The sequence below is a fragment of the Kordia sp. genome, assembly GCF_965283645.1.
Classification (GTDB): Bacteria; Bacteroidota; Bacteroidia; order Flavobacteriales; family Flavobacteriaceae; genus Kordia.
This window is the reverse complement of record NZ_CBDIPG010000001.1, coordinates 1565803-1578972: the sequence shown is the minus strand read 5'-3', so window position 1 is coordinate 1578972 and position 13170 is coordinate 1565803. Positions and strand designations below refer to the sequence as shown.

The 13170-nt window shown below is 34.9% G+C and carries 5 protein-coding genes; all 5 read left to right on the top strand.

The features are described 5' to 3' along the window. The first annotated feature begins 505 nt into the window (after positions 1–505). Positions 506–2317, top strand: coding sequence for a T9SS type A sorting domain-containing protein (locus ACQ654_RS06750; protein ID WP_430409562.1), 1812 nt, complete (start codon positions 506–508; stop codon positions 2315–2317). A 12-nt stretch (positions 2318–2329) separates the two neighbouring features. Beyond that, the gene (locus ACQ654_RS06745) at positions 2330–8902 is read left to right on the top strand and encodes an RHS repeat-associated core domain-containing protein (RefSeq protein ID WP_430409561.1); all 6573 of its coding nucleotides are present in this window, start codon (positions 2330–2332) and stop codon (positions 8900–8902) included. Beyond that, entirely contained in the window at positions 8880–9278 is a 399-nt protein-coding gene (locus ACQ654_RS06740; RefSeq protein ID WP_430409560.1) for a hypothetical protein, read from the top strand. The genes ACQ654_RS06745 and ACQ654_RS06740 overlap by 23 nt, the downstream gene beginning before the upstream one ends. A gap of 303 nt (positions 9279–9581) precedes the next feature. After that, positions 9582–11519: an alpha-1,4-glucan--maltose-1-phosphate maltosyltransferase gene (locus ACQ654_RS06735; RefSeq protein WP_430409559.1), complete on the top strand. Its 1938-nt coding sequence runs from the start codon at positions 9582–9584 to the stop codon at positions 11517–11519. Between the two features lie 23 nt (positions 11520–11542). Beyond that, positions 11543–13168 (top strand): trehalose synthase, encoded by a 1626-nt coding sequence (locus ACQ654_RS06730; RefSeq protein WP_430409558.1) that lies wholly within the window; start codon positions 11543–11545, stop codon positions 13166–13168. The last annotated feature ends 2 nt before the right edge of the window (positions 13169–13170 follow it).

Below are 13170 nucleotides of genomic sequence, written 5' to 3'. Positions count from 1 at the left end.
GTTTTAATTGTTCATTACATACGTGAAATAGGAACTTTTATTTAAAAATTCCTGTTGTTCTCAATAAAGGTATGGCATTTAGTTCAACTATACAATACAGATTTTTGTATAGAAGCAAAAGCAAACGTTAATAGTCATTTGTATGTAATTGAGTGCAAAAGTATTTAATATAAAACCTCATATCATACGAACAATAGCTTAAATTCTGCATGCAGTAAAAATAGTGACATATACACATGAAATTTTAAAATAACATAACAACAAATAAATGTAACCAACTGTAACCTGAAGCGAATAAATTTTTAATAATATGTGCGAATACTCTTAAATTTAAAAACAGCTCTATTTCAATGACACTATGTTTCCTATACCGTCATTACGGTAAAACCATAAATATCTTTAAATTATTGTAAAGTATCTGTTTTTAAGAAGGTAAGGGTAAAATTGTATAGTTTTTTTCCTTTTATTTGATATGAATACTATACCAAAGTTTAAATAACCAAATATGAAGTTAAGACTACTAATTATGCTACTTGTTTTTGTGTTTTGCACTTCTTTAACGAAAGCACAAAACTTATTAAACACTTCAACCTGGACTACTGGCAGTGGTTCTGTTTCGGGTTTTAGTCAGAATGGCACTACCAGCGAAAATAGCCGAGAATTTGGCACGAATCCTTTCGGAGGTTCCTCAATCTTATGGAAAGGCGGAAATGATAGTGCAAGCGACGCCGATGGCGGATGGAACGCCAGTTATGTCTCAATAGACAATGCGGAAACCTATCGTTTAGTCGTTTGGATAAAAAAAACAAATTCGAATGATGGAAGTACTTATTTTGGCTGTCAACAATGGCAAAGTGGTTCTGACACAACAATGTATGATTATTCTATTTTAAATTTGAGTGGAAATCTTAGAACCAATCCTTATTTCTGGGTTGGCGATTTACCTCAGCTTAATAAATGGTACATGCTTGTAGCATATGTTCATGGACGTAATTATAATTCAAACTTAAGTTACGGAGGAATATATGATCCTACTACAGGAACCAAAGTTGTCAATGTTACAGACTTTAAGTTTGCTGCTTCAACAACAAAACTAAGACATAGAGCGTATTTATACTATGATACGAATACTTCAGATAGGCAGTTTTTTTATGCTCCACGTATGGAAATGGTTGATGGTGATGAGCCTTCAATTGGAAGTTTACTTGGTTTAGACGGAGCAGATACAAATCTTCTGAGTACATCATCTTGGACTGTTGGATGTGGTTCTGTATCAGGATTTGGAGTAAATGGCACAACCGATGAAAACTGTAGAGAACTAGGAAAAAATCACATAGGAGAAGAAGTAATGCTTTGGAAAGGTGGAAATGATAGTTCAAGCAATGCAGATGGTGGTTGGAATACAAGTTGGATTAGTGGTACCAATCATAATACAACTTATCGATTTAGTGTTTGGCTAAAGAAAACAAACTCTACAAACGGAACTTCTTATTTAGGCTTTTATGCCAACAATAGTGGCTCATTACAACTCAATGGTACATATAATTCAAATCCTTATTTCTGGTATGGAGATTTACCCAAATTAGATAGATGGTATCTAGTTGTAGGGTATTTGCATAAGAGTAGTTATTCTTCAACTGTAAATTTAGGACGTATTTATGATGGTGTTACTGGCGAAGAAGTGTCAACTATAAATGATTACAAACAAAAAAACACGGTTACTTCTTTAAGACATCGATCGTATCTTTATTACGATACCAATACTTCTGATCGACAATATTTTTGGGAACCACGTATTGATCCAATCACAGGAAATGAACCTTCCATTCAAGAATTATTACATCTTAATGAAAATTCTACACTCATCTTTAGCTATGATGTAGCTGGAAACCAAAAACAACGTTTCTATTGTCAAGAAGATGGTTTTTGTTCTCCTGTAGCACCTTCTAGCAGATCAATTAAGGAAGAAGGCGTTAAAATGAAAGAAGAAGAAGGCGCTGTGGTGGCTGAGCAAACTGGCGTTGAATTACCAGGAGAAGAAACTGAAGAAGAAATAAATATGGGTGTGGTAAAACATACTACATTCCCGAATCCGACAGATGGTATGGTAACCATTCAGCTTTCTGGAAAAGACTTCAATTTAACCAATTCTATAAATATATATAGTGCAAATGGAGCTCTTGTTAAGAAGATAAATATTAGTAACCCTACTAATCAAATGCAAGTAGACCTGAGCAATATGACGTCAGGAATTTATTTTATTCACATGCACTTTTCCAATGGGACAGTAGCAAACGAGCAAATTATCAAAAACTAAACAGCCAGAACAATGAAATTAAAAATATATTATATAAGCTTCGTATTACTTTTTACAGGATTTGTTGGTTTTGCGCAAACTCCTAATAAACTTCTTGAAGATCCATCTAATACTGAAAAAATGGATTTTCAAAAGATTAAAGTAACCAAAAATGATAAAATAAAAGCCGCTAATGCATTACAGAGTAGGCTTTTTGAAGAACCTTGTCTAATTGATCCACTTACAGGTGATTGTATAGATTTAATAGATCCTATTGGTCCGATAGGTCCTATTGACCCTATCGATCCTATTGATCCACCAGTTATACCTACGGTGTCATCAGGAAGCACTCCTGATGAATTTGCAGTTTCATTATCAGGTGCTGCCTCTTATCGTGTACCTTTAACTTTACCACCTGGAATTAAAGACATTGCTCCAAGCATAGCACTGTCATTTAGTAGTCAAGCGGCTAATGGTCTTGCAGGTTGGGGATGGAATATTGAAGGTTTATCAACCATTACAAGAATTTCATCTACAAAATATCATGACGGATTTATTGATGGAGTAGATTTTGATAACAAAGATAGATTTGCTTTAGACGGACAGCGACTGCTATTAAAATCAGGAACTTATGGAGCAAATAGTTCGGAATACCAAACTGAAAATTTTTCAAATGTAAAAATCAAAGCATATGGAACTTCTCCATATGGATCTTCGTATGGACCATCCTATTTTATAGTTTTCTATCCTGATGGAACACGAGCTTGGTATGGAAATGCCGGTTCCTCCAGAGGAAGACTAGAATGGGCATTGTACAAACGACAAGATCCACAAGGAAACTATATTGAATACAACTATTCTCAGAGCAATAATTTATTGCGTATAAATAGAATACGATACGGATCAAGAACAGGAACAACACCTCCAAATGATATTTATTTTTATTATAAAACCAGAACACGACCAGATATTTCTTATGTACAAGGAATTACATTTAAAAGAAGTAATATTTTAGATCGTATTGAAGTGAAAGGTGGCGGACAATTGTACAGAAAATATCAACTTTCGCACAACACAACTTCATTAGGATACCAACGTATGTCTTCAATTCGAGAATACAACGGTTCAAATCAATCGTTTCCATCGATCACATTTTCATATGATTATTCTTCGAGCGGTGTTACCAGAGATGGAAATACTTTAGACATTTATCCAGGAATTAACTACAATACTGATAGAATTGCCGTTGGAGAGTTAAATGGTGATGGAAAGATGGACTTTATTACTTACCATAAAAATTCCAGAAATAAACTAAATGTATTCATGGATATTTTTGATGATTATGGTTCAGGTATTTCGTTAGGATATACTGTAAATACGGAAAAGTTTGATGATGTTTTTGCAAGTACCATCTTATCATGGAATGGAAAAATATTATCGCAACAAGGAGTAACTACGGCAAGAGAGACGATCAATAGTTCTAACTCTACAGTACGTTTTAGAACCTTTGCAATGGCGGCATATGGACCTGTTTTACAGTATGATAAAAATGTGAACTTTCCAATAGGACCAGCTGGGATAGATTATTGTGATTACGGCGGATACATAAGTAACGAAGATCGGAAAATACCTAAAAAATACATTAGTGGCGACTTTAATGGAGACGGATTAACCGATGTATTAGCCATTCCTAAAAAATACTACAGAACAGTTTGCTACGAAGTATATGATCCATGGGATGATTACGGATTTGATGAATGCGAATGTGAAACGCAATCTGTTTCACAAGGAAACTCAGAAGTATATTTTGTAGATTTAAAACGTACGGCAAGTACAAGTGCTGTTAATATTGGTTCGCTGGCATACCGTGTTCAAGATAGTTCTGATAAACTATTTGGATTAGATTTTGATGGAGATGGAAAAACAGATTTAATGCATATTAGAGATGGATTGGTTAGAGTGTACTCTATGAATTCTTCCAACCAATTGGTACAAATTGCATACTTATCATATAGTCATATCGATAAAGACAAACCAATCTTATTTGGAGATTATAATGGTGACGGAAAAACGGATTTTGTGCAACCTTCTGCAGAAAATAGTTCTACATGGCGTTTTTATCTTTCAAGAGGTAATAACATCTATTACTATTCAAAAAGTATCGGAATTTTATACAAAGAAAACTATGTGCATAACGGATCAAGAAATGTAAATGGTGTTTCAATGAGCAATCCTTTGTATGAGTATCATTATATAGCACAGGATTACAATGGAGATGGAAAATCAGACATCTTAAAACATGAAGTAGTATCACCATACTCGTCATATAATGTTGTTAGTGATAGATTACAACTGTACACAAACAAACAAAATAGTACAGAAAGTACACCATCTTTCCAACTAACAACCAATTCTTTAGCAGTAAATAATGGTGTTACCAAATTTGGTATTCCATTATTCTTAGAAGCTAAAGGAACAAATAGCAATTTAGAATATGCGTACATTGATGGAAATAATGTACATACCTATGAATTTAGAAGAGACAGTAAAAAAGATACCTCGCTCAAAAGAATTAGTAATAACGGTGTTGTAACAGATATTCTCTACGAACGTATTGGAGTTACAGATAATTCATCACCATATCCGACCTATATTTATTACCCTGATTATGATGAAAACTATCCTTTTGTCAATATCAATGTGGCGCCGTCTTTAAAGGTCGTTAGCGAAGCAAAACATACAGGTTCCGGTCAAACACAACGGCAACTGTATCAGTACAAAGGAGCAGTTTCAAATGCTGAAGGACTCGGCTTTTTAGGCTTCAAAGAATTTAAAAAATCCAATTGGTTTGGTGATGATGTAGGACAGCTTTGGGATGTATCCAAATACGATATGCAAAAGCGAGCCGCCTTGACCGAACAATGGGTTTCTACATCGTCCTCAAGTTATCTGCCGTCTAATTTTGCAAGTAAAACGACCTATACCTATTCAACACAACTACTTTCAAATAAAGTATTTGTCAATGTGCCGACACAAATTGTAAGAGAAGATGGCTTACAAGGAATTAGTTCTACGGAAAACTATACCTATGATACGTATAAAAATCCGTTATCTATTAGTACTACATTTTCAGGAGGTTCTAAAACAGTAAGTTACCTGTTTTCAAACAATCCTGCATCCACAACCCAGTATTATCATATTGGACGTCCTACTTCAAAGACTGAGGTCAATGTGTTAAATGGAAATTCATTTAGTACAGAAGTACAGTTTACATATAGTAATAACTTAGTGACTCAAACTAAAAAGAAAGGAAATGGAACACCTTGGCTTACGGAGAGTTTCCTGTTTGATGCATTTGGAAATACCACAAAAAAGACCATTAGTGGTTCAGGTATATCTAATAGAGTAGAGGAATACGAATACGATGTTAGCGGTCGTTTTATGACTAAAAGTACCGATGTACTTGGGTTAGAGACAACATTCACTTACAACAATACAACGGGGAATCCAATATCCTCTACAAGTCCTTATGGATTAACCAGTACGTTAGAATATGACGGTTGGCAACGTTTGAAAAAAGAAACAGATTACTTAGGAAAAGAAACTGTTTATACCTACGCCAAGGAATATATCTCTGGTCTAGGTTGGTGTTTTACCAAAAACATAGATTATGCTGAAGGAGAAGATGAAAAAATGTACTACAACTCTTTTGGATGGTTGGTACAAAGCAAAAGGTTGAGCCTAAATAACAAATGGGTGCAAAGACGCTTTGAATATGATGTTATGGGACGGCAAACAAGAAAAAGCGAACCATATTTCAGTACTAGTAACCCTGTACATTGGAATCAAACTTTTTATGACCAATATGGTAGGCCAATAACAAAAACTTCGTTTACAGGAAAAGTAATCAATACAACCTACAATGGACTTTCCATTACAGTAGATGATGGTACAAAAACAATTATAACTACCAAAGATGCTTCGGGTAATATTGCCACACTTCAAGATCCTGGCGGAACTATCAATTATCAGTATTTTGGTAATGGCGCAATAAAATCAGCAAACTATGGTAGTCATACTGTTTCGGTAACAATAGATGGTTGGGGACGGAAGGCATCACTTTCTGATCCTTCTGCGGGAACATATACATTTCAACACAATATTTTAGGAGAAATTCTTGAAGAAACCAGTCCAAAAGGAATCACGACATATACCTATGATGCGTATGGCCGTTTAGACACAAAAACAGTAAATGGAGATCAAACAAATCTTTCTTTAAATTATCTATATGATGGAACCTCCAAATTACTAAATGCCATCAGTGGTGTAAATAGTAGAACTAATACGTATTCTAACTACGCATACAATTACTATTATGACAGTTACAAACGTTTAAACAAAATAAAAGAAACGACTGAAACAGGAAACTTTGAAAAACGAATGACGTTTGATTCCTATGGTAGAGTGGCAAGTGAAAACTACATTACCAATCATTCCGCTTCGGGGACTAATAGTAATGTAAAAACTAAAAATAGCTATGATTCAGCAGGTATTCTTATCGAAACAAAAGATTTCAATACCAATAATTCACTTTGGAAGGTAAATGATGAAAACGCTAGAGGACAAGTATTGGATATTCAATTAGGAAATGGGATTACAAAAACCAAGCAATACGACCAATATGGTTTCCTAACAAATATTACAGATAAAGTAAACACAACTGGAGGTGCGCAGGCTTTACGAATGGATTACAATTTTGATACCCAACGCGGTATCTTAAACAGTCGTAAAAACTATGCTTTTACAAATTGGAATGAAAGCTTTACGCATGATAATTTAGATAGATTAACGCAAATCAATGGGCCAGCTTCACATACCAAAGCATTTGACAATCGTGGACGTATTACTAACAATTCATTTGTAGGTGCTTATAACTATGCAAGTGGTAGTACGTATCAACTTGCAAATATTGATTTAAATAATCAAGGAGATTTATACTATCAGCAAAATAGTTTACAGCAAATAACCTACAATGCTTTTAAAAAGCCTATTGAAATTTTTGAAGAAGAAAAAGGACGCGTAAGTTTTGAATATGGTCCTTTAATGAATCGTACGCATTCATTTTACGGAGGATTAGACGAAAATAAAGCAGATAGAAGATACCACAAACAATATTCAAGTATCATTCCTGTAGAAACAGTGTATGATGACTTGAATGGAAGCACAAAAATTATTACATACATTGGAGGTGATGGATATACAGCTCCTGTTGTTCACATTAAAACAGACGGAACTCCTGGTGGTAACATCAATGAATATATGTATTTACACAGAGATTATCTGGGAAGTATTCTTGCAATCTCTGATTCATCTACAAACATAGTAGAACAACGTCAATTTGGTGCTTGGGGTATTACTGATGCCTTTAAAAAAGGAAATACTACAGCCGAATTTAGTCATGATTCCTTAATTGATCGTGGTTACACAGGACACGAGCATTTCTTTGAAGTTTCACTCATTCATATGAATGGGCGTATGTACGATGCAGAATTGGGACGTTTCCTTTCGCCCGATAACTACATTCAAGACCCATACAATACACAAAGTTTCAATCGATATGGTTATGTTTGGAATAATCCGCTTAGCTTTAATGATCCAAGTGGAGAAATTATTCCAATACTTGGAGCCATTCTCATAGGAGCTTTAGTTGGAGCTGCCACAGCAGCAGCAGTATATACGGTTACAGCTCTAGTTACGGGTAATTGGTCATGGAGTGATTTTGGAAGATCTATCTTATACGGAGCAATAGGAGGTGCTATTACCGGTGGTCTGAGTTGCGCAGGAAACGCACTGTTCTCATCAGCAGTTGCTAATGGAGGAACAGGTGCTTTTTGGCAAAGTGCAACATATAATGTATTAAGTGAAGTAGCCTCTCAAGTAGGAACAAGTTTAGTCTTTGGAGATGGTATTACATTAGGCACAATTGCTGGAGGAATTGCTGGTGGATTTGCCGGAGCTAATATACCTGCATGGAGTGGAGTAAAAGGTGGAGCGATTAAAAATGCATTAGGAGAACTTACGTATAGTGGAATGAGAGGCGGTCTTAGAGGTGCTGTATCTGGTGGATTTGGAGCTCTTGTTGACGGTAGAAATGTTAGAGATGGTATTTTAAATGGAGCCAAAAATGGCGCAATGGGCGCTGCAAGTCAATCTTTTGCCGCTATCGCTGTTTTTGGAGTTTCTTACAAACCAGATCGAGAATATGGAGATTTTGGTAAACATAAACCAGTATACAGAAAAGGTACTTTTATAACAAGAGCCTTCGCAGGAAGAGGTTCAGGAGTCGCTTTAGGTCGTAATCTTATTACAAACGAAATAAAAGGTGATGAAGATTATAATAACTACTTAAGAGCGCATGAAACTGGACATTATGCACAACAAAGAGAAATGGGAGTCTTTAAATTTTACACACAAACCATAAGCGAATATTTAAAATTTGGGATGAATAATGTGTATGGTACACCAAATACATTAGAATACAATGCAGACAGATATGCGTTACAACAAGTAGGATATTATTATCATGGAGGAAGACATACAAATTAGTTTTTTAAATAAATTATCTTGTTTTTTTCTAATCGTTCTATTCTTAGGATGTGATACACCTGGGAAAATATTGATTAAGAATGAGACACAAGATGACGTTATTTACAGGTATTATAAAAAAGAAACAGATGAAAATGTTGCTATTGATACGGTAAGTATTCATGTGCCTGCTTTAAGCGAAAAATATATAATATTGGGCTTCGGAAGTTTATGGACAGAATCACAGCTAAAAAGCTACATTCAAAACCTACAAAAAATTGAACTGATAAAAGCTACTGATACTATTGTCCTAAAAGATAAAGTTGAAATTTATAACTATTTCAAAAAAAGAATCAAAGGTGTACATAAAGATGAAATAGAAATAATAATAAAATGATTTTATCATAAAAGTATCAGAGTTTAATAACTTGTAAAGAATCCCGTTTCACAACGGGATTTTTTTGTTTGAGACTAAAATTAAATACCATCAAATCGCTTCAAAAGAATTATTGTCAAGAGTATACGACTCACGATAAACACAAAAACAGTCCAAATTTCTCAATTCACTACACATAATCAATTACAAAACTGCTTCGAAATCGTTGTAGTTTTAAGATCAGTAATATAATTGGTAAACTAGTATGAAAATTGCCGCTAATTTTAGTAATTTCGGAATTCAGAACGCAAATAATTTCGAAAAATGCAAAATCAAAAACGCGTCGTTATCGATCAAATTTCACCACAACTAAATAATGGTGAATTTTTCATAAAACGAATTGTAAACGAAATCGTAACTGTACAAGCACATGTCTTAGTAGACGGACATGATGTTATTGCCGCTTCCGTTTTGTACAAACATGAAAAAGAACGTACCTGGAAAGAAGTGCGTATGCACGAGTTAGGAAATGACGAATGGCAAGCTTCTTTTGTGGTTGAAAAACAAGGTTTTTATACCTATAAAGTTGAAGGTTGGGTAGATTATGCATTGAATTGGCAACATGGAGCTGAACGAAAAATTGACGACAATCAACACATAACTTCCGAATTGCTTGAAGGTGCTGAATACTTAAAACTAGTACTGAAAAAAGCCACTAAAACAGAAAAGGATTATATAGGTAATTGTATTGATGCTTTTAAAGATTCAGCACGATATGAAGAAGCAGTTACAGAAGCGAAAAGCAGAAAACTACATGACATTCTTGTAAAATATCCTGAAAAAATATTAGCAAACACATCACACGAATTACAAGTCTATGTCGATCGTAAAAAAGCACAATTCAGTACATGGTACGAATTCTTTCCACGTTCGGCTTCAGAAACTGAAGGAAAACATGGAACATTTAAAGATTGTGAACGTTTACTACCAAGAATTGCCGATTTAGGGTTTGATACATTATACTTTCCGCCAATTCATCCAATTGGAGAAGTAAATCGTAAAGGAAAAAACAATACGACGGAAGCCAAAAAAGGTGATGTAGGTTCAGCTTGGGGAATTGGTTCACAATACGGAGGACACAAAGACACGCATCCAGAATTAGGAACGATTAAAGACTTCAAAAAATTAGTTGCCAAAGCAAAAGAACACAATATTGAAATTGCAATGGATTATGCGTTGCAAGCCGCGCCCGATCATCCTTGGGTAACGTCGCATCCAGATTGGTTCAAATGGCGACCTGACGGAACGGTTCAATATGCAGAAAACCCACCAAAAAAATACCAAGACATCTTGCCAATCTATTGGGAAAGTGAAGACTATAAAAACTTATGGAATGAATGTTTGGACACTTTATTCCATTGGATAAATTGCGGCGTAGAAGTATTTCGAGTAGACAATCCGCATACAAAACCATACTATTTTTGGAATTGGATCATTGCCGAAGTCAAAAAGAAACATCCAAACGTACTCTTTCTCGCGGAAGCGTTTACCAAGCCAAAAGTAATGCAACAATTAGCAAAGCAAGGATATACACAATCGTATACGTATTTCACTTGGCGTGACAACAAACAGGAGTTGATGGAATACATGAACGAACTCACGCAAACGGACCAAAAAGAATACATGCGACCGAATTTCTGGCCAAACACGCCAGACATCAATCCGTTTCACCTACAAGGTGCCAACGAAGCCAAATACATTCAACGATATGCGTTGGCGGCAACGTTAAGTTCTAATCTCGGAATTTACGGACCTGTATTTGAGCAAATGATTGACGATGCCATTCCTGGAAAAGAAGAATATTACATGTCTGAGAAGTTTCAATTGTGTCATTATGATTGGAATAAACAAAATAAATTGACAACCTTAATTGGACGAATCAATGCCATTCGTCATGAACACGAAGCGTTGCAACAAACCAATAACATCAAATTCTGTCATATAGAAAATGATAATTTACTAGGTTTTTACAAGTGGAATCAAGATCGAACAAGTGAAATATTAGTCATCATCAGTCTCGATCAATACTATGCGCAACAAGGAAACATTCAGTTGCCATTGCACGATTTGGGCATTCATGAAGGTCAAAAAGTAGAAGTGCACGATTTAATCACAGGAAACAGTTACAATTGGTACAGCGAATGGAACTTTGTAGAATTGCATCCTGCGTTGCCATTTCATATCTTTAAGATTAATAAATAGATGCTGTAAAATCACCAAGAATCATGACTAAGAAAACCACCAAAACCAATCTGAATTCTACATACAACTTCAATGATTCTTGGGAAGAATTATTAGAAAACAAAGCATTTGTCAACGCATTTTTGTCAGATGTGTTGGAAGATTATATCATAAAACAACGTTGGTACGGTGGAAAGGCAAGCAAACTAAAATACATTGAACTCTCGGAATATTTCCGAATTCAACAACATGGTGAAGTCTATTATGGTTTAATACTAGAAGTAAACTTTGAAGAAGCATTTTATCAACATTACTTCTTGCCGATTGCGTTTGTGTCGGATGAAAGTTTTGCACAAGAAGACAGAATCTTACCAATAAGTATCAAAAATCAAGAAGGTTTCATCATTGATGCGATCAACTTAGAAGCCTTTCGTAAACTGGTTTTTGAGCGCATTCAAACAGCAACTCCAAACGATCAAACACGTGTGCAATATCATAAAAGCTTACAATTTAACGATGAATACAAATCGTCACGTTTTATGGGCTTGGAGCAAAGTAACACGTCCATTGTATACAATGAAAGTTGTGTGTTGAAATTTTTCCGAAGAATCTACGCAAACAAAAATCCTGACTACGAAATGAGTCGTTTTCTATCAGAAAAAAAACAATTCAAAAATACACCTGCCTATTTGGGAAGTTTGAGTATTGTTGATTCTGAAAAAGATAATATCACCATCGGACTCATGCAAGAAATGGTGCCGAATGAAGGTGATGCGTGGGAATACATGTTGAAAGAATTACACAAAGTATTTCTAAATCTTGAAACGAAAAATATTGATATACATGAACTACCTGAAACAAAACTTTTTTTACGATTATGCATTCGTGATGTATCACCAAGAATTATTGATTGGGTTGGATTGAATCTATTTTTGAAAATTCAAACATTAGCAGAACGAACCGCAGAAATGCACATTGCACTAGGAAGTGAATTTGAAGAAACTGCATTTACACCAACACATTTTAACGGTGATTACACGGTTTGGCTAAAAAACAGATTACTGTATCAATTTCAAAATCGATTGAATACGGTTGAAAATAATTTGCACAAACTAGAAGGTTTATCTGCAACACTTGCACAAGAATTTTTAGACAATAAAAACGTGATCAGAAAGCGTTTGGTAAATTTCGATTGGACAAAACTCAAAGGCGAACGCATTAGAGTGCATGGCGATTATCACTTAGGTCAAATTTTGGTAAAAGATGATGATTTCTACATTCTAGACTTTGAAGGTGAACCCGAAAGTACCATTCGCGATCGAAAAGTAAAACAACCACCATTAAAAGATGTAGCAGGATTATTTAGAAGTTTTCATTACGCAATTTACGCTACAATATTTAATCATAAAGACGAGTACAAACACACACAAGACGAACTCTTTGAAGCTGGTGAATTGTTATATAAATATTTCATCGGTGTGTTCTTAAAAACATACATCACAAAAATTCAAGATGCAAACCTGAACATTGGCTACAGTCAAGAACGCATCTTTTTACTAAAATATTCATTGCTCGAAAAAGCAATCTATGAACTTGGGTACGAACTCAATTCACGACCACTTTGGGCAGTCATTCCACTCAAAGGAATCACAAACATTATCAATCACTAAAT

What these genes read in the sequence shown, in the direction of transcription:
- ACQ654_RS06745 (WP_430409561.1), top strand. Translation starts at nt 2,330, where the DNA reads ATGAAATTAAAAATATATTATATAAGCTTCGTATTACTTTTTACAGGA.
- ACQ654_RS06735 (WP_430409559.1), top strand. Translation starts at nt 9,582, where the DNA reads ATGCAAAATCAAAAACGCGTCGTTATCGATCAAATTTCACCACAACTA.
- ACQ654_RS06730 (WP_430409558.1), top strand. Translation starts at nt 11,543, where the DNA reads ATGACTAAGAAAACCACCAAAACCAATCTGAATTCTACATACAACTTC.
- ACQ654_RS06750 (WP_430409562.1), top strand. Translation starts at nt 506, where the DNA reads ATGAAGTTAAGACTACTAATTATGCTACTTGTTTTTGTGTTTTGCACT.
- ACQ654_RS06740 (WP_430409560.1), top strand. Translation starts at nt 8,880, where the DNA reads ATGGAGGAAGACATACAAATTAGTTTTTTAAATAAATTATCTTGTTTT.